Source organism: Bacillus infantis NRRL B-14911, from assembly GCF_000473245.1.
Taxonomy (GTDB): Bacteria; Bacillota; Bacilli; order Bacillales; family Cytobacillaceae; genus Bacillus_AB; species Bacillus_AB infantis.
In genome coordinates this window covers 4,123,616-4,143,450 of record NC_022524.1, presented here as the reverse complement: position 1 = coordinate 4,143,450, position 19,835 = coordinate 4,123,616, and the positions used below count along the sequence as shown (strand labels likewise).

16 protein-coding genes are annotated in these 19,835 nt (G+C 44.1%); 12 read left to right on the top strand and 4 right to left on the bottom strand.

The genetic code is table 11. The features are described 5' to 3' along the window. The first annotated feature begins 129 nt into the window (after window positions 1-129). The 10 genes from N288_RS20760 to N288_RS20715 all read left to right on the top strand — a co-directional run bounded on the left by N288_RS20760 (window position 130) and on the right by N288_RS20715 (window position 12,184). Window positions 130-1,446, top strand: a complete 1,317-nt coding sequence (locus N288_RS20760; protein WP_009792911.1) for an ABC transporter substrate-binding protein — start codon at window positions 130-132, stop codon at window positions 1,444-1,446. A gap of 84 nt (window positions 1,447-1,530) precedes the next feature. Further along, entirely contained in the window at window positions 1,531-2,412 is an 882-nt protein-coding gene (locus tag N288_RS20755; RefSeq protein WP_009792913.1) for a carbohydrate ABC transporter permease, read from the top strand. Next, the gene (locus N288_RS20750) at window positions 2,412-3,248 is read left to right on the top strand and encodes a carbohydrate ABC transporter permease (protein WP_009792914.1); all 837 of its coding nucleotides are present in this window, start codon (window positions 2,412-2,414) and stop codon (window positions 3,246-3,248) included. Before N288_RS20755 ends, N288_RS20750 begins: the two co-directional genes overlap by 1 nt. Before the next feature lie 272 nt (window positions 3,249-3,520). Further along, window positions 3,521-5,191: a glycoside hydrolase family 13 protein gene (locus N288_RS20745; protein ID WP_009792915.1), complete on the top strand. Its 1,671-nt coding sequence runs from the start codon at window positions 3,521-3,523 to the stop codon at window positions 5,189-5,191. A 200-nt stretch (window positions 5,192-5,391) separates the two neighbouring features. Then, window positions 5,392-6,348: a carbohydrate kinase family protein gene (locus N288_RS20740; protein ID WP_009792916.1), complete on the top strand. Its 957-nt coding sequence runs from the start codon at window positions 5,392-5,394 to the stop codon at window positions 6,346-6,348. A gap of 12 nt (window positions 6,349-6,360) precedes the next feature. Next, window positions 6,361-7,830 (top strand): sucrose phosphorylase, encoded by a 1,470-nt coding sequence (gene gtfA, locus N288_RS20735; protein WP_009792917.1) that lies wholly within the window; start codon window positions 6,361-6,363, stop codon window positions 7,828-7,830. Window positions 7,831-8,130: 300 nt separating this feature from the next. Then, window positions 8,131-8,985 carry an MraY family glycosyltransferase gene (locus tag N288_RS20730; protein ID WP_009792918.1) on the top strand — a complete coding sequence of 285 codons (855 nt, stop codon included), beginning with the start codon at window positions 8,131-8,133 and terminating at the stop codon, window positions 8,983-8,985. A 227-nt stretch (window positions 8,986-9,212) separates the two neighbouring features. After that, on the top strand, window positions 9,213-10,889 hold the full coding sequence (locus N288_RS20725) for a DUF4855 domain-containing protein (protein WP_022544424.1): 1,677 nt from the start codon (window positions 9,213-9,215) through the stop codon (window positions 10,887-10,889). Between the two features lie 315 nt (window positions 10,890-11,204). Further along, on the top strand, window positions 11,205-11,444 hold the full coding sequence (locus N288_RS20720; protein WP_009792920.1) for a hypothetical protein: 240 nt from the start codon (window positions 11,205-11,207) through the stop codon (window positions 11,442-11,444). Between the two features lie 188 nt (window positions 11,445-11,632). Beyond that, window positions 11,633-12,184: a 3D domain-containing protein gene (locus N288_RS20715; RefSeq protein WP_022544423.1), complete on the top strand. Its 552-nt coding sequence runs from the start codon at window positions 11,633-11,635 to the stop codon at window positions 12,182-12,184. A 66-nt stretch (window positions 12,185-12,250) separates the two neighbouring features. Here N288_RS20715 and N288_RS20710 read toward each other — a convergent pair whose 3' ends face one another. Beyond that, entirely contained in the window at window positions 12,251-12,913 is a 663-nt protein-coding gene (locus N288_RS20710) for a hypothetical protein (RefSeq protein ID WP_009792922.1), read from the bottom strand. 463 nt (window positions 12,914-13,376) lie between these two features. Here N288_RS20710 and N288_RS20705 point away from each other — a divergent pair, with 463 nt between their 5' ends. Continuing rightward, window positions 13,377-15,026 (top strand): M4 family metallopeptidase, encoded by a 1,650-nt coding sequence (locus tag N288_RS20705; RefSeq protein ID WP_009792923.1) that lies wholly within the window; start codon window positions 13,377-13,379, stop codon window positions 15,024-15,026. Window positions 15,027-15,137: 111 nt separating this feature from the next. Here the strand turns inward: N288_RS20705 and N288_RS25270 are convergent, their stop codons facing one another. Then, entirely contained in the window at window positions 15,138-15,290 is a 153-nt protein-coding gene (locus N288_RS25270; RefSeq protein ID WP_009792924.1) for a hypothetical protein, read from the bottom strand. Between the two features lies 1 nt (window position 15,291). Continuing rightward, on the bottom strand, window positions 15,292-16,530 hold the full coding sequence (locus N288_RS20700) for a helix-turn-helix domain-containing protein (RefSeq protein WP_009792925.1): 1,239 nt from the start codon (window positions 16,528-16,530) through the stop codon (window positions 15,292-15,294). Between the two features lie 376 nt (window positions 16,531-16,906). Here N288_RS20700 and N288_RS20695 point away from each other — a divergent pair, with 376 nt between their 5' ends. Further along, entirely contained in the window at window positions 16,907-18,187 is a 1,281-nt protein-coding gene (locus N288_RS20695) for a methyl-accepting chemotaxis protein (RefSeq protein ID WP_009792926.1), read from the top strand. A 77-nt stretch (window positions 18,188-18,264) separates the two neighbouring features. On the opposite strand, the gene N288_RS20690 is transcribed toward N288_RS20695, so the two are convergent. Then, a complete protein-coding gene (locus N288_RS20690) occupies window positions 18,265-19,773 on the bottom strand; it encodes an alpha/beta hydrolase (protein ID WP_009792927.1) in 1,509 nt (502 codons plus the stop codon). Window positions 19,774-19,835: the final 62 nt, after the last annotated feature.

The window sequence follows — 19,835 nt, the reverse complement described above, 5'->3', positions numbered from 1 at the left end:
TGTCAAAATATTAATAACTTAATATAATCATAATTGTAAGAGCTAGGAAAACCTTTTCACAAATTCATGCAGAAGAGCTTAATGGTCTAATCTGCTAAAACTATTCTCAAACAGAGGGGAAGTAAAAAAATGTTCAATTTCTCTAAATCAGGAATGTTCAAAAAGACGGCCGCTGCCGGCATGGCAGCCGCATTAACCTTTTCTCTTGCAGCCTGCTCAGGCAATTCTTCTGAAGGAGATACAGGCTCAAAAGATGGGAAAGTAAACATTATTGTTACAAACGGCAAGGGTGAGATTGATGCCCAGTTCAAGCAGGCCGCAAAGGATTTTATGGCCGATCATAAGGACATCAATGTACAGGTTGAATCAGTGGCAGTCGGAGACGCATTGAACGTTTATGATAAGCTTTCCGCCTCTGGGAAAACGGTTACATTGGCAATGTTTTCTCCTTATGATGCCACTCATAAATATAAAGATGTAGGAATCGATTTGTCTGATGAAAAATGGAATGAAGAAACAAGCGATGCCATTAAAGATGAAGAAGGAAATGTAATCGGTTTCCCGTTCGCCCTGGAAGGTATGGGACTTGTTTACAACCAGACAGTAGTTGAAGAAGCAGCAGGCGAAGGCTTTGATCCATTCTCAATCAATACACGCGACAAGCTGGCAGATCTATTGGATAAAATCAAGGAATCTGGTGTGAAGCAGCCAGTGGCTTATCAGACTGAAGCATGGTCAGTTGCGAACCATTACAGCTCTCTGTTTCTTAATCAGACAGAAGATCCAACGGAAACTTTGAAAGAAGTGCAAGCCGGAAAATTCGATTATAACAAGAATGAAGCCTGGAACGGCTATTATGACACATTGGATATGCTGATTTCAGAGGATTACAATATGTTCGGTGCACGTCCGACTGGCCAATATTATGATGCTGCGCATGTAGCTGTCGGAAAAGGCGATTCTGCGATGCTTTTCAACGGAAACTGGGCTTTTGATTCTTTGAAAGCGCTTGAAGGTACAAACTTTGGATTCATGCCTGTCCCTGTCGACAACAATCCTGATAACCCGCTGAACAACAAGATTGCAGCCGGTCCTACTCAAGCATTTGTTGTGAACAAGAAGGCTTCTAAAGAAGAACAGGACGCTGCGAAAGAATTCTTGAACTGGCTGGTATACGATGAAGCAGGACAAGACTTTATCGTTAATAAATCTCAAATCATCTCAGCATTCAAAAACAATCCAAACAAAGTAACCAACCCGCTCGGCGTTGCCATCAGTGATGCACTTGCTGCCGGCAAGACAATGCCTTTCAGCACCAACTATATCAATACAGGGGATTGGACTACTATCCTTGGTCCTGAGGTTCAGAAATACATTGCGAGTCAAAGCAAAAGAGAAGACCTTGCAAAAGCTTTTGAAACCTATTATAAGACCCACCAAGAATAATCCAGACTCAAGTGAAAACAAAAAAGCAGGCGGAGAGAACTTATCCTGCCTGCTTTTTTTACCTAACAGACAGGATGTGGAAGCATGAAGAAAAATAAAAAAATAGGTGATATCGGCAATTCGCTTTTATTCCTGGGCCCTGTTTTCCTTTTTTTCTGTATCACCGTACTGGTCCCATTTGGATACGGCCTTTTCCTCACTTTTAATACGATGCAGACTCCGGCTGATCCGGTGGTGTTTGCAGGCATGGCGAATTATCTGGAAGCTGTAAAAGATACGGAATTTTGGAAATCGCTTTGGCTGACACTTAAATTTGTCGTGGCAACCGTGTTTTTTGTCAACTTGTTCGGTTTCGGTCTGGCGTACCTGGTTACGTCCGGCTTGAAGATCCAGAATTCATTAAGGACAGCTTATTTTACGCCTAACCTGATCGGTGGACTGGTACTTGGTTATATATGGCAATTCATCTTCGTTCAGTCGCTCCCTGCATTAGGCACCAAACTTGGCATAGATTGGCTTGAACTCGGGTGGCTCGGGGATCCGACCATGGCTTTCTGGTCGCTCGTCATCGTAACCATCTGGCAGACAGCCGGCTATATGATGATCATCTTCATCGCCGGATTGATCAGTGTTCCAAGAGAGCTGATTGAAGCAGCCAAAATCGATGGAGCCGGCCCGTTCAGAAGGCTTTTGAATGTTACGCTGCCTTTAATGGTTCCCTCATTCGTAGTGACCGGGTTCCTTTCTTTAAAAAATGCATTCATGGTGTATGACTTGAATTTTGCTCTCACAAATGGAGGCCCTTTTGGCAGCACCAAGATGGTATCCATGCATGTCGTCAATAAAGCCTTTATTGAATCGAACTATGGGACAGGACAGGCTGAGGCGATTATCCTGTTTGTGATTGTAGCCGCTGTAACCGGTTTTCAAGTTTATACCAGCAAGAAAATGGAGGTCGAAGCATAATGGCCAGGCAAAAAATTGTCACTACCACTTTTCTATACCTACTGGCAATCATTGCCCTAGTAAGTTTTATTTTTCCTTTTGTGCTGCTCATCATCAACTCATTCAAAACCAATGGCGAAATCCTGACCAGTCCCTTTGCCCTTCCGGAAAACTGGAATTTCGCCCATTTTGCAGATGTGATCAACATGATGAACTTTGGTGTCACCTTCAGGAACTCGTTCATCGTTACCACACTGAGCACACTGTTCATTGTCTTTTTCTCTGCCATGGCGGCGTACCATCTTGTGAGAAGGCCGTCCAAATTCAATAAATTCTTTTTCACCGTGCTGGTTGCATCAATGGTCATCCCGTTCCAGTCGCTCATGATCCCGCTGATTTATATCTATGGGGCGAAACTGCAGCTGATTGATGCGATTCCTATTCCGCTATTGATCATTTTCTACCTTGGGTTCGGCAGTGCGCTTTCCGTATTCATGTTCCATGGCTTTATCAAATCGATCCCGATAGAAGTTGAAGAAGCAGCAAGAATTGATGGCTGTAATTCCCTGCAGATCTTCTTCCTGATTGTCCTTCCGATGCTGAAGCCTATCGCAGTTACGATTTCAATATTGAACGTGCTGTGGATTTGGAACGATTACCTGCTGCCATCACTGGTGCTGAACAATGAATCTGTCTATACCATGCCGGTGCAGATGAAAGTATTCAACGGCACATATATGAATAACTGGGAACTGCTGATCCCGGCGATTCTATTGACCGTCATCCCGATCCTGATCATGTACATGATCGGCCAGCGTGCGATTATTAATGGCGTGATGCAGGGATCTATTAAATAGGCTGGAGTCCGGCTAAATGATATTAGGTTGTATTTTTGGTAAAAAATGTAAAGTGAGACGAATATCCCGGATTTTGGGGTGAATTCCCGTAATTTTAGGGAGAAAAAATAGAAAAACTGGCCGAATTATTGAAAAAGTGGGCTGAATCAGTGTTAAGCGGCGGCAATACCAGATAGTTTTTTTAAAAAAACGCCATTAACACTGATTTCACACCTCAACCAGGCTAAATTCTGCAAGAAAAATGAAGGCACAACGAAAGGATTTTGACAGAGATGAAAAAAGCATGGTGGAAAGAAGCAGTAGCCTATCAAATTTACCCGCGGAGCTTTATGGACAGCAATGGAGACGGCATCGGGGACTTAAGAGGAATTGTTACGAAGCTTGATTACCTTAAAGATCTGGGAATTGATGTGATCTGGATCTGCCCGATGTATAAGTCGCCTAATGATGATAATGGCTACGATATTTCTGATTACCAGGATATTATGGATGAATTCGGCACAATGGAAGATTTCAATCTTCTGCTTGAGGAAGTCCATAAGCGCGGGATGAAATTGATCCTGGACCTGGTGATCAATCATACGAGTGATGAGCATCCATGGTTTTTAGAGTCCCGCTCTTCAAAAGATCATCCGAAAAGGGACTGGTATATCTGGCGTGACGGAAAAGATGGCAAGGAGCCGAATAACTGGGAATCCATTTTCAGCGGGCCTGCGTGGAAATATAATGAAGAAACAAAGCAATACTTCATGCATATATTCTCTGCACGCCAGCCGGATTTGAACTGGGAGAATCCTGAGGTCAGGGAAGCTCTCTATGAAATGGTCAACTGGTGGCTTGAAAAAGGAATTGATGGATTCAGGATCGATGCGATTTCGCATATCAAAAAAGAGCCCGGTTTCCCGGATATGCCAAACCCGGACAATCTGGATGTGGTCCCATCTTTTCCGAAAATGATGAATTTCCCTGGGATTGATGATTTCCTTACAGAATTTGCGGACAGGACGATCCGCAATTATGATGTCATGACCGTTGGTGAAGCGAATGGAGTGGGCATTCCGGATGCTGACAGATGGGTCGGCGAGGAAAATGGCTATTTTAATATGATTTTCCAATTCGAATTCCTGGACCTGTGGGACAAGGACACAGAAGATGCTGTGGACGTCAAAGCGCTGAAAAAAGCATTGACCAAATGGCAGGAAGGCCTTGAAGGACGAGGCTGGAATGCCCTGTTCATCGAAAACCATGACCAGCCGCGCCGTGTTTCATCCTGGGGCAATGACCAGCAGTACTGGAAAGAGAGCGCAAAAATGCTTGGGGCGCTTTACTTCCTGATGAAGGGCACACCTTTCATTTATCAGGGCCAGGAAATTGGGATGACCAATGTGAAATTCCCTGAAATTGAAGATTATAACGATGTTGGAATGGTGAACTATTACAAAGTGGAAGCCGCAAAGGGCGTGCCGCACGATGACATAATGGAGGTCGTCTGGAAACAGTGCCGCGACAATTCACGGACTCCGATGCAGTGGGATGCCTCGCATATGGCCGGCTTCACGGAAGGAAACAAAACGTGGCTGGGCCTGAACCCAAACTATCGTACCATCAATGTTGAAAGCCAGCTGAAGGATGAAAATTCGATTCTTCATTTTTATAAAAAACTAATCGCCATCCGCAAAGAGAACCCTGTCTTTGTATATGGAAAGTACGAGCTTATCCTTCCTGACCATGGGAAACTTTTTGTCTATACCAGGACAATGGGAAGCGACAAGGCCCTTGTAATATGCAATTTCCATGACAAACCTGAAAAAATAGAGCTGCCGTCGGCAATCGGGGGTGCTTCAAGTGAACTGGTTTTAAATAACTATAATGTTCCTGAAAAGAAGCTGGAAAAGGAATTCACTTTAAGCCCTTATGAAACAAGGGTGTATCTCTTAAAGTAAGAATGGGGCACCTGCCCCTTTCTTTTTGCACTCAATAATTGTAAAAGTTTTTCTCCTGCAGAAGGTAGAGTCATAGAGGCTGCCTGACGGTATAAAACGGTACAGACTGCCTGACAGCACTGGACATGTCTGCCGGAAAAAGGAGCAGAAAGATTTTCCCTTAATATCAGTTGCGGCAAGTACAGCGATGGAGGATTACGATGCTTAAATTAGATGAGAAAATTGAATTCCAGCCGAGAGGCAATGATATTTTAACGATAGGCGAAATCCTGATCGATATGATTTCAGAAGAATACAGTCCTGCAGATGAGCCGGCAGTTTATCATAACTATTTTGGCGGATCACCGGCCAATATTGCCATGAATGTAAAGAGGCTGGGAATCCGTTCCCTGGTCGCGTCTGCAGTAGGGGAAGACAGGCTGGGAACCTTTCTTATCAGCCATCTCCGCAAAACAGGGATCGACCCGGGATTGGTTCAGCGGGTAGATTCGTCCACCAGTATGGTTGTGGTCGCAAAAAGCAAAGGAACGCCCGATCCCATCTTTTACCGCGGGGCAGACTATCAGCTCCAATATACGGAAGAGCTTGAAAAGGCTGTGCTGGATTCAAAAATCGTCCACTTTTCCTGCTGGCCCCTTTCGATGGCACCGGCCCGCCATACGATTGAAAAAGTGATTGAACAGGCGCGCAGCCAAAATATCCTGGTCTGCCTGGATCCGAATTACCATCAGATGGTATGGAAAAAAGGGGCCGAAGGGATTGAGTACGTTAAATCAATCATTGGGATGGTCGATATTATAAAGCCATCTGAGGACGATGCGGAGCGGCTGTTCGGGAAGGACACCCATGAAAATCAGATCCGCAAATTCCTTGATCTTGGCGCAAAGCTTGTCATCCTGACGATCGGCAAGGATGGAGCGATCGTATCCAATGGAGAAGAAACCTTTCGAATCAAGCCGCTTGCGACTGATGTAATCGACACGACCGGTGCAGGGGATGCTTTCTGGTCAGGCTTTTATACGGCACTGGTAAAAGGCTTTTCCGTAAAGGAAGCCCTGGAGCTGGGTTCGGCAGCTAGCGCCTATAAATTAAAATTCACAGGTGCGGTCTGCAGCATGCCCCCGCTGGAACAACTAAAAGAAATGTACGGACTGTAGGAGGTTTTAGAAATGGCAGTTAAAAATCAAGTACAGCTTATCACATATCCGGACTCCCTCGGCGGAGATCTGAAAATGCTCAACAAAGTAATGACAGAACATTTTGCTGATATTTTCAAAGGCGGCGTGCATATCCTCCCACCTTTTCCATCCTCAGGCGACAGGGGATTTGCCCCGCTTACCTATCTTGAAATCGACCCGGAATTCGGGGGATGGGAAGATATCCGGAAGATCGGCGAAAACTTTGATATCCTTGTCGACCTGATGGTCAACCATATCTCGCAGAAATCCGAGTACTTCCAGGACTTTTTGGCAAAAGGCCGCCAGTCCCAGTATGCCGATCTGTTCATCACCCTTGACAAGCTTTGGGAAGACGGACAGCCTGTACAGGAGGATATTGACAAGATGTTCCTGCGGAGGCCGCTCCCATATTCAACCTTCACAATAGAAGAAACAGGCGAACAGGAGACAGTATGGACCACTTTTGGCAAAACAGACCCCTCTGAGCAGATTGACCTTGATATCAAATCAGAGCAGGTCAGGCAGCTATTAACCGACTTCTTCACTAATTTCAAAGAGCAGAACGTCAAAATTGTCCGCCTTGATGCGGTCGGCTATGTCGTGAAAAAGCTTGGCACCAGCTGCTTCTTTGTTGAACCGGAAATTTATGAGTTCCTTGACTGGATCATGGAGCTGGCGAATTCTCTGGGCATCGAGCTACTGCCGGAGGTTCATTCGCATTATTCCATCCAGCACAAGCTTGCCGAGCACGGCTTCTGGATCTATGACTTTATCCTGCCATACCGTGTCCTCGAAACACTGATTAACAAATCAAGCAAGAACCTGGCAATTTACCTGAAGAACCGCCCGCATAAGCAGTTCACGATGCTCGACTGCCATGACGGCATACCGGTCAAGCCTGACCTTGACGGCCTCATCGATACAAAGGAAGCGAAAGACATTGTGGATGTCTGCCTTGAAAGGGGGTCCAATCTGAGCCTGATTCTTTCTGACGAACATAAAGCAGAGGATGGGTTTGATGTCCACCAGATCCGCTGCTCCTACTATTCCGTCCTGAACAGCGACGATGATGCCTATCTTGCTGCAAGAGCCATTCAGTTCTTTACCCCGGGCGTTCCGCAGGTCTATTATGTTGGACTGCTTGCCGGGGAGAATGATGTGGAAAATGTAGCACGCACCGGTGAAGGGCGCGAAATCAACCGCCATAACTTCACTCTTGAGGAAATTGAAGAATCCCTGGAAAAGCCAGTTGTTCAGAGACTCCTGAAGCTCATCCGCTTCCGCAATGAAAATGAAGCATTCAGCGGCGAATTCCAGGTCCTGGACTCACCTGACAGCGAAATCCGCCTCTCCTGGCGAAACGGCAGCAAACACTGTTCACTGTTCATTGATCTGGAAACGAACAGGAGTACTATTGAGTATGTTGGTGAGAGCGGGGAAATGGCACAGTATAACATTTAATATGGGTGCGAGGTACGCTAAGGTACCTGGTACTGCGAACAAAAGGCAGAGCTGCGGCTCTACCTTTTGTTATTGGTGCTTTTATGTTGGTGACAGGTACCTCCCGAAATTTGACGGATAATGTCGAAAGTGTCTTAATCCACTGCTCCCTGCCGTGTTTAAATGTAAAACAACTCCTCTATGATTGTTTTAATTAAAGCTGGTATAGAAGTGGTATAGGTGCCTGTCACCCTTCTGTAAAATTGTGGTAGAATTGAGGTGAGCAGACCATATTAATTTTAATTAAAGGGTGGGAGATCTATGCTGGTTGTGGCAGCATTAGTGTGTTTTATTTGTACTATTCTTTTAGGTCAGATTATAAGAAGAAAAGGTAATGATTCTATAGTTGAAGGTATTGCAGTTTTTGTTCCGTTTGCCATTGGCATGTTACTGGTCAAAGGAGTATTTTACAATACTTCTGCCATATTAATTGGGGGAGCCATTGTAGTCATCGCCGGATGGTGGTTTGATAAGAAAAGAATATCCGTTTGGTGGATGCTGCCGGCGCAGGTGATAGCCGCCCTTATCGTTATTTACTGGGGAAGAGTGGAAATCAGCTTCATAGATACTTATTTCATCGGTGTGGTTAACTTTTATGCTTTATCAATTCCTTTAACATTGCTGTTCCTTCTATCTTTGACTAATAGTGTTCACTATCCCGGACAATCCAACGCTTTAGTCCTTCCGTTGTCAGCGCTGGTTCTGGCGGTTCTTACCTGCCTTTCTGCCATTAAGGGAGATAACTCTTCAGCAGCTATGGGTGTACTGCTTTTAGCTTGCATTATAGCTAAGTTATCCGGCAGCAATGAAGCAGGAAGCGGCTGTTCTTCACTAGCAGGTTTCATCATTGCCATAATCACATTATCCTGTTTTAAAGGTGTAGAAATTGTCTACATCCCTTTCTACCTTATAGGAGTTCCAAGTTTTGTCTGCAGCCTGCTTATCCGCAGAGGAGCAGCAACGAAACAATCCATTAATATAAGCATGATCGTCGCCCTTTTGTTCAGCCTGCCCTTATTTTTCCTATCTCCCGCCATCATTTGGGGAGCCGTCATACTAGCCGCCATCCTGTTTATCCTAACCCATTTTATTCGGTTGAAATGGTTGTATAGGTGACAGGTACCTCCCGGATTTTGTCGAAAAATTCATTTCATAAAGAAACTGGTATAGGTGCCTGTCACCAAAAAAACCTTCCTGAATGGTAATTTCTAGTATAAAATGGATGTGCAGAACTTTTTAAGCATATTTTGCTATTTTTGTAAAAATGAGCAGAGTGCTGACGATAAAAGATATATCTGTAAATAAGTAGAAAAATGGAGGCAATGGTCATCAGAGGTATTACTATGAAAAAACTATCAATCTATTCGTCCAGTATTCTAATGTTGCTGCTAGTGTTTTTGTCGCCTGCACTTGTTAAGGCCAATGAGTTCAGTGATGTGTCACGCTACCATTGGGCTTACCAGGACATAAAATTCTTATCTGATAAAGAAGTAATCAAAGGTCATTTAGGGAAGTTCAGCCCGAGTGCTTCTATTACGAGGAATGACGCAGCCATCATGCTTGTCCGGGCAATGAACCTGGAAGCCCCGGCAGAACCGCAGGTGATTCCTGCCGATATGAACCCTTCTACAAGGGGTTATAATGAGGTTTTGGCTGTGCTTGATAAAGGCATGTTTTCACTGACCGACAATAAATTCGATCCGGCAAAACCATTAACAAGAAAAGATATGGCCATGGCATTGGCTGTGGGATTTGAATACATAGGTTCTGGAAAATCAAGCTTTAAAGATCTGCCAGCCGATGATCCATACTATCCATTCGTAGATGCGATTGCCGAGAATAAAGTGACAACCGGTTACGGGGACGGCACTTTTAAGCCGGATCTGACTGTTGACCGTCTTCAATTCGCCGTGTTCCTTTCAAGGATCTATACCAAGCCGCTTGAATACAATGTGAAAGCGTCAGGGGAGGTTAAACATACTGTCAGATCTGCAGAAGAGGCCATCAATCTGGCCATGCAATATCCTGATGGGACTGTTCATCCTGCTGACAATACACTTCAATCCTTTTCAGATCATACAGGACTTCTTAGTGAAACTGGAATCAGGAACGGAGTACTCATTTATAATGGGGCAGAACAGAACACAGACTTTACCGCCAATTATTTCAAACCCTATTTAACACCGGGGGGTACAAACCAAACTTTGTTTGATACATTTATCATACTTGGAAGAAGCTATCCTGGGGGCGAGCTGGGTTCTTCTAAGAATTACGCCAATTACTCAGACTTCCAATGGTATATTGATCAGACTTTTTCTGAGAATGGAGTCCTTGAGGCTTTGAATGCTTCAGCCGCACAGCTGCAGAAAAAGGCCAATGTTTATTTAGCGATTCCTTATCCGAAGCTTCAGGAAGATATTATTGGCCTTGATGGAGCAGTGCTGAAGAACAGCCCGAAAGAGCGGGAAAAAATGGCGGCGTGGTATATGGAAGCTGTTGAAGCTGTCTGGGAGGAAAAAGGCTTTTCCAACCTTACTTTTAAAGGATACTATTGGATGAGTGAGACAATGGGCTATCCCCAGGATGGACCGCTTGTAGAACAAATTTCTGCCAGGATCCATCAAAAAGGTAAGTTCCTGATCTATTCGCCGCATGCTTTATCTACTAATTTTGAACGCTGGGAAACATACGGGTTTGATGGGGCCTACCTTCAGCCAAATGCGTTCCGCCTTAAACTGACAGATGCAGACCAACGGCTTCACCGGGCATTTCTTAATGCTCAAATTTACGGCAGCGGAATCAATATTGAAATAGATCAGTATGGACCGCATCAAATTGAAGCGGGTGTTGTAAATTTTAAAAAATACATTGAGATGTCACATCGGTATGGTCTTCCGGGGCAAAGTCTCATTTTCTATCAGGGGATTGGCATGGTAGACAGGATGATCCAGTATGGAACACCTTATTATATGGAAGCCTACGAACAGTTGAAAAGTTTGTCATATTCTATCATGCAATGATATATAAAGTTGAAAGGGCTGCCTGCTGAATAGGCAGTCCTATTTTAGTCGGTGAAAAAATGCTTGTGAAAAATCATAAATTTCCGATTTACCTACAGCAGCTGAGTCCCGCCCCCGCAATGCCGCAAAAGCATCCGGGTGGATCTCCTCGGCACCCAAAAGACGGAGGTTATGCTATGACGTTTTTAATCTGCATCATTCCTTTTGACTCAAAGTACTGGCACTTTTGTTTTCTAAGAAAAAGGGGCCAGGTTTTATACCACTGGTCATAGGGTAAGAGTTAGTGTATTTTTATATACCTGGGAGGTTGAAAAAATGAGGGCATTGACTCTGGCAGAAATAATCCTGATTATTTACGCGATGATCATGCTGTTTACGTCCATATTTACTTTAATTAGTGAAGGATGGGTTGCCCTGGTATTTAACCTGGTAGAAGGAAAGGGAGCGATCTTTTCAGGAACTCTTATTCTTATCATCATAATAGACGCCTGGAGAGTGAAGAAACGAAGAAACTTACTGCAAAAGGGCAGGCTGAAGCCGGGGCAATTATTTTAATTACATAAACAGAAAAGGAGTTGAAAAACTCCTTTTTCTTTTGGTTAAATAAGCTGTTATTTTTTGTTATATTACAAAATGACGTTTAAATGAATTGTTTTGTAACATAAATAGAAACCTATTGAAACATTATTGTTATCTTAAACTGTTAACATGTTCCTATGATAGAAGACAAAGGAGAGTACGTTTTGAAGAAATTACTACTAAATGTAAGTGCAGCATTGTTATTGCTTTTCGGATTTTCAAACGCCACTTTCGCCTCTGGAACTACATATCAGGTAAAAAAGGGAGACACCCTCTGGTCAATCTCCAAGAAACATAATGTAACAGTACAGCAATTAAAAACCTGGAACAAACTGACTTCAGATCATATAAAGATAAATCAAACGCTTAAAACAGCAGGTACAGCAGTAAAAAGTGCAAAAACAGCAAAAGCTCCTGCTGCTGCCTACAAAGAAATAAAAGTGAAAGCTACCGCATATACAGCAAGCTGCAAAGGCTGCAGCGGAATTACGTATACCGGCTTAAACCTGAAAAAGAATCCAAACATCAAGGCTATTTCTGTCGACCCAAGAATCATTCCGCTGGGATCTAAGGTATATGTTCCCGGTTATGGCATGGCCATTGCAGCGGACAAAGGCTCAGCTGTTAAAGGAAATAAAATTGATGTCTTTATCCCTAATAAACAGCGTGCCCTCCAGTGGGGAAACAAAACAATCACTGTCAAAGTTTATAAATGATCCTAACCGGCTTCCACATAGGGAGCCGCTTTTTTTTTGCTATTATCCGGACTGACACCCCGCATATTACCAGGAAACTTTTATCCAGCCCTCTTTTGTTTCAATTCCATAGGCTATATAATCTCCAAAATCAACTGAAACTTCAGCTCCTGTTTCAGCAGAAAATAGGATGTTTTCGGACAGTTTTTTGTATTCATTAAAGCCTTCAGCGAAAAGCTCAGCCAGCAAATCGGCATAGGCCACAGGTGCATTTCTGACTCCTGTACTCATATAAACAATCGGTTTGCCATCCTTGGCTATGACAAAAAGATCGGAATTTGGCAATGCGTACAACTTAGCTCCGTATTTTGCAGCTGTTCTGCTCATATGGGCAAATTTTTCACTATCCATAATATTGACGTATACAACATCCTCAATTTTAATTGTATCTTGATTCTGAGTTTGAGTAGATGCAGCTTCACTTTCTTCCGACGGTTCTTGAGAAGCGCCGTTCTCATTTTCGGATAGATCCTGCAGCGGCTCTTCCTTGTCCTTGGAAGGCTCTGTTTCCACAGTTACAGTTTCCTCAGCTTTGGGACTGGCGTTTGCCGTTTCTTCCTGCTTCTCACTTTGAACTTCGTCAGCTTTCTTATCAGAAGCAGTCGCATCCAAAGGGGCTCCCTCCATATAAAAGGCTCCTGCTGAAGCAAGGAATAATGCCGTAAAAATAATTGCATAGATTTTTTTCATTTTAATGCCTCCTTTTTTCCTCTTTAGACGATCAAGATAACCTAAAGGTTTACAGAAGAGTGGAAATATTTCAGAAATGTTACAAAGGCCATCTGATTTTGGGGTAATATGTAAAAATAAGTATCTATTAGCCTATGCTTATTTACATAGGATTGTAAAAGGGAAACTATATATTCAGATAAAATATATTGGGAAAAATAAAAAGAGTAATAGTAAAGATTTCACCTTTTTACGAAGCTGAAGCAAAATTGCATCGAAACTTCCCTAGCTTTTCCTGGCGTTAGACATCATAGGGATTGGGAAAGTTTTTGCCCATTTCTCTATCAGACTCCTTCATTTATCTTTTTTGGGCCTGCTGGGTATATAGATTTATTGTGATTAGCCTGCTCGCTGGCTACACTTATCCTTAACACGTGTAGATATGGATTAGCTAGTCCTAAAAATAGCCAAAGGGGATATTAAAATGACAAAAAAGTTAGCAACGCTCGTACTCGGAACTTCCTTAGCTCTCAGTGCCGCATTTCCGGCAGCCACTGCCTACGGTTTATCTCCTTCAGAAAAATTGCTCAATCAAATGGAGCTGCAGCAAAAGCTCGAACAAAAAGAGAAGCATGCCCCAAAATTTTTGGCTGGCAAGCTATCAAAAAACAAAGCCAAAAATGATGATGATATAAAAAAATTCCTCAAAGATAATAAAGACTTATTCAAAGTAGATCCTTTCAAGGAGCTCATACTGTTGAATGCTGAAATAGATGACCTTGGAATGAAGCATTATAAATTCTCCCAGTCTATTAATGGGGTCCCGGTGGAAGGGGCTATTTTTAAGGTCCATACAGATAAAAATAGTGATGTAACGGCTGCGACAGGACAATTATATGCTGATGCATCAGAAAAAATAACTGATACAAAAGCAGCCATCAGTAAAAAAGAAGCGGTTGATCTTGCCTGGAAAAATATCAATCTGACAGAAGAGGATACAAAAGGCAGCGACCAGGCTGTGCCTGCTGACCTCGAGAAAGCCGGCAAAAAGAGTGAAGTGAAAAATACGCATGTGAAAAATGACCTTGTGATCCATGAAAAGGACGGGGAGTATACGCTCGCTTACAAGGTCCAGCTGCAGTTCATTGAGCCGTATGGGGCGAACTGGCAGATCTTTGTCGACGCGAAGAACGGCCATATTGTCGAAGCTTATAATGCTGTGGCAGATGCGGCTGCAACCGGGACAGGCACAGGCGTGACCGGCGGCTCCAAAACATTGAATACTTATTCTTCAGGCGGAACTTATTACTTATATGATGTTACAAAGCCAATGAATGGAGTCATTGAGACCTTCACTGCCAATAACGGATCCTCCCTGCCAGGCTCGCGTTCCGCCGACAGCAATAATGCATGGACTGCGACCAATCAAAGGGCGGATGTGGATGCACATTATTACGCCGGAAAGGTCTATGACTATTTTAAAAACACGCATAACCGCAACAGTTTCGACAATAATGGGGCAACCATCCGATCAACGGTCCATTACGGATCACGCTATAATAATGCGTTCTGGAACGGTTCGCAGATGGTTTATGGAGACGGTGATGGCTCCCAATTTACATCTCTCTCCGGAGCCCTTGATGTAGTGGCCCATGAAATCACCCACGCGGTCACTGAAAGGACGGCCAATCTGCAGTACCAGTATCAGTCTGGTGCTCTGAACGAGTCCTTCTCCGATGTGTTTGGATATTTCCTTGATCCAGGCGACTTCCTGATGGGTGAGGATGTGTACACCCCTGGCCGTTCCGGCGATGCCCTCCGCAGCATGTCCAACCCGACATTGTACGGGCAGCCTGAGCATATGAACCAGTATGTGAACACAAGCTCCGATAATGGAGGCGTCCATATCAACAGCGGAATCCCGAATAAAGCTGCCTACTATACAATCAGCAGCATCGGCAAGGCCCAGGCCGAAAAAATCTACTACCGTGCCCTGACTGTCTATCTGACACCGACGAGCAATTTCAGCTATGCACGCGCAGCGCTCCTGCAGTCTGCCGCAGATTTATATGGAAGCGGAAGCTCTGCTTATAATGCAGTCAGAACTGCCTGGGACAATGTAGGGGTCTATTAAAAGCCGAATACCGGTTAGTTTTCTTAACAAGAAGAAGAGCTGCTTCCAGTGAGAAGCAGCTCTTTTCCTGTGACTTGAGGGATATGCCTGGGGAAGATAGTAGAGGGGGTATCAGCTGTCTTCCTTCAAAGGAGGCTGAATGGGACGATCATCAGGATTTTCAGATGCAGCAAAGGAGCTTTTAGCGTCCGGGGGAGCTGCATCACCGTAATGAACCAGCAAACCCAAAGCGGCAATCAGCAGAAACAGATATTTTTTCTTCATTTTACTGTAATTCCTCCCTGTACTTTGAGATATATTGGATTGCCTTTTCGTACTCGCCATGATGAATCAGATGCCTTGCAAGCACCTGATAGAATTCCTCCAGCTCATTCTCGTGCTCATCGGTCTTTTCAAGAAAAGGCAGGAGCCTTTCCTGCAAAAACTCTACAGCCTTGCTTTCATCTGCAAAACTGGTGAGGTGATAATGGGACATCAGCTCATACTTTCTGGAGCTGGCTTTCTGTGCAAGCAGTTTCAGTTTTTCAAAATGCTTTCTGCTGTCATTGTCGCCGAGCTTGTGAAGAGTCTCGGCATATGAATACAGACTGATCAAATAGTTGGACGACTCGACCGGATGAAGGGCCAGGCTTTTTTTGTAATACAATGATGCCTTCTTCAGTTCATTGGTCCTTCTGTACAGATAGCCCATATTATGGTAAATCTGCGGCAGCAGGGCTGTCTCGATCTTCAGCGCCTCAATGTTCCTGAGCAGATGCCTGAAGCACTCGGCTGCCTCATGATAAATGCCTGCGTGGGTATAATTGATGCCCAGCAGCATCAGGGTGTGCAGAATCCGCTTGAAATTGAACTGGTCTGAAAAATGTCCCAGTGCTTTCTTTCCATAGTGGACGGCTGCCCCTGACTCTTCCTTCATGCTTTTGACAAGTCCGTAATGGTAAAACAAATCCCCGGCTCCGATGGCGCTTTCCTTCACTTTATCCTCGATCAGGGTGCTGAGGATATTGTCTGCTTTTTCCAGCTGACCTGTCTGTATTAAAGATAACGCATTAAAGTAGCTGTATAAATAGGTTTCATGTTGGGAAAAATTCTTTTTTATCTTGCCTAGATGCTCTCTCTGAGCCGCTGCTCCATTTATATCTCCGACGAAGATAAGATAGCGGTATTTCCAGAGAGAATAGTAGTTTATGTAAGGAGTAAAGGTGATCAGCTCTTCTGCTTTAGACAGGGTTTGGAATGCTGCTTCTGCCTGTTCCTTTTGATAGTAGATCAGCTTGGTGATAAAATCCTCAATCATACTCCCGAACTGTTCCTGCTTATCTTCTGCCTGCTGTAAAGTGATGCCAAGCTTGTTCAGCAATAAGTCGATCGTGCCATCATGGGCTTCTTTGGAGTTGTTTTCTATTTTGCTAAGGTGGGAGATGGAGCAGACACCTTGGGCCAATTCCCTCTGTGTCATCCCTTTTTTTGTCCGGTAATACTTGATTAGCGCTCCGGTTCTCATGCTTTTACCTCCTACTTTTCCCGTAGGAATAGTATACCAGCAAAGGGGAATAAGTGTAAGAATATTCTATTAATCAAACGTTTGATTAATAGCAGGGTGCGGTTGAAGAGGGGTTGGTGGGTCTTTGGTATCATCATACAATAATAGGTAAAAAGTTACAATTGCATAAAGTTGGGAAAATTTTTCAATAATCAGCTCCTGGAATAATGCATTACGTTAACAGGAGAAAGAATTCTTAACAAAATGCTTGTCAGTTGCAGCCTTGTAAAAAATTGATATCGTCTGCTGCCTTTTTTTGTATGAAGCTAAATTTCCCTGCTGTTATACCGATATATCCATTAAAGGAACTATATGAAAATGGGAATAGGGGAGTATAATGGGGAATAAAAAGAATGATGTCATTAAAAAAATAATGGTTTATATGCTGAATGTCGCAATGCAGGCTGCTGTCTCAGGCATGATCATCATAGCCATCTATTCATTGATTTTCAAAAAGCAGGTGTTCTCGGCAGAATCAGCTGCTTTGCTGGGATTGATCATCATAGCATTTATCCTCTCAGGATTTATTAATTTTGCTTCGTATGCAAAGCCGTTCAATGAAATCCAGCGTTTTGTGGAGCGGGTGAGCAAGGGAGATCTGTCAAAGCCGGCTGACATTAAGCAGCTGGGACCGCTGAAAAGCATCAGTGCACCGCTTGAGCATATGAGAGCCGGCCTTCAGGAGCTGATTGCACGTGTCAAGGATACCGGAGGTACTGTATCCAGGTCCTCAGGTTCATTAGAGCAAAGAGTCGCAGAGACGAATGAGAGCCTCCAGGGAATCAAAAAGCAGATCATGGAATTTCAGCAGACTGTCTATCAGCAGCTGCAATCGGCCAATGAAGTTGCTGTCACGATGGATGAGATGTCGGTAGGCGTCAGCAACACAGCTGAAACCTCAAGCCTGGTCAATCAGGCTTCAGCAGAAACGGCCAGCCTTGCCATTTCAGGAAAGCATCAGGTGCTTGAGGCTGCTGAAAAAATGCATGGTATCGACCAGTCCTTCAATTCACTTGAAGAGGCCATTAGCAGCTTCCTTGAAGGTTCAAAAAGAATTGCCGTTATAACGAAGGAAATATCGGACATTGCCGGACAGACAAATCTGCTGGCACTGAATGCAAGCATAGAAGCGGCCAGGGCCGGGGAGCATGGGAAGGGGTTTGCGGTTGTCGCCCATGAAGTAGGGAATCTGGCCAGCCAGACCAATCAGTCTGCCTCCAACATATCAGCCATCATCCAGCAGCTCCAGGGGGATGCGGATGCCACATCCGCTGCGATGAAAAAGACCAATCAGGATGTAATAGGCGGCAAGCTATCCATCGAGGCTGTTGTACAATCCTTTGAAAACATATTGGGATCTGTAGATAACGTGAACGGGCGCATCCAGGAAATATCGGCGGTCAGTGAACAAATGGCAGCAGGAAGTGAAGAGGTGGCAGCAAGTGTTGAAGAGTTATCCTCTCAATTCCAGCATGTCAATGAACGGCTGGTGGAAGTTGTCAGCCATGTTGACGGCCAAACTGCGGATATGGAGACAGTCAAAGAAGAATCGGAAGCCCTTAATGATATTGCTGCAAACCTTAATGGGCTGCTTCAAAAATTTAAGGTTGAAAGCTGAAAAAAGAAAGGACAGCGGCAACTTAACTTGCCGCTGTCCTTTCTTTTTATAATTGCTTAGTCTAATCTTCTGGAGTTTTAAGCAGGTTCCCAGATTTCAATAGGAGCCATACTGACTTTCTGGTATAGATCGCTGATTTCCTTATATAGCTTTGTATCCTCTGAAGCCAGCTTCAGGAGCAGCTGCATATCATTTAATGCTTCAGAAATTTCTCTCATATGCATATGCTTCTTATAAGTTAGATTGAGCAGTCTGATGATGGAGAGTTCTAAGTCCCTCCTGTAGTCATCTGCCCATTTGGCTTTGAACTGCGGCATAAGCTTCGGCGGAATCTTGCCTGATACCTTTGATTTTAACAGCTTTATAACAGCCCAGTTCTCTGCTTCGAGCGCCTGATTCAACAGGTGGAAGAATTTCAGGGCGTCGATTTCTATAGCTCTATTTATGGAAATGATGTTGTTTTCAATCGTAAAGGGGTCAGGAATCCCGCCGCTTTGAAAAATTTTACGCAGGTGCGTCAAACTGACGCGCAGCTGGTTCTGGGCATTGGCTACAGGCAGGGAAGGCCAGAAGACCTCCGCAATAATATTCCTGGAAACTGGTCCATGCAGGCACAGGTAAGCGAGAATTTCTTTCGCCTTGCGCTGATTCCATTTTCCTTCAATTATTGTATTTCCCGCTGTCACTTTAAACTCATCAAGCATGAAAACTTCAATCTTATCTCCATTTGGAGGAGGCGTCTCAAAAGCTGCCTCCAATTGGAGAAGCAGCTTTTGCGTATAAGAGCTTCCCGAATCGGGCTTCACTGCCGACATCACTGCCGGATCGGCCAGAAACTCCCGGCATTTGGATAGTGTCAGTTCAGGCTGATCCAGCTGTATTAAATGGGATGCTGAAGGAATGATGTATTTTCTGCTTTTTCTGATATAATCGCTGCTCAGCATGACAACGGAGGCCGGATAAAAGTGATCAAATTCCCCGGCTAAAAACAAGGCTGGTATCTCCATATGTTTAAAATGAATAATTGAAGAACCAGAGATTAACTCCCTTGCCAAAAAATAAGATGGCAAATCAAGCCTTGAGCAAGCATCTCTTATAAGAAAAGAATTGGGGCCGATCGATTTATAAAGAAGATGTGTGATCCAAAAATCTGCCAGCCCCTCTTTATCAATTAGCGGCAAGTTTTTCTCTGAAGGTGATTTTCTTATGCAATCGGCCAAATTGATGGCTGGCGTGGAAAAGACAATGAACGACAGGATGCTGCCAGGATGCTGGTCCTGCCACTGTGAGCCGAAATAAGCTCCCAAGCCCTGACCGATAAAATGAAAAGAGGAGCACCCTGCCTCGTCCAATACTGATTCGAAATCGTCATTCAGTATATCCCAGGATAAAGATCCATTTGCAGCACTGCTGTATCCGTGACCCCTAAAGTCAAATAGTATGATGTGATAATCTGCTAACTGAGGAAGAATAAGGTTCCATACAGTGCTGTCCAGACCAAGTCCATGTGTGAGGACAACAGTCTCTGCATCAGGATTGGCTGATTTAATCGACTTATAGCTTATTCCTCGTTTAGTCGTTTTCATGTTGCCCTCCGAAAATTCATTCTGGCAAAAGCCATTTACATTATTATCGGCAGGGAACTCCC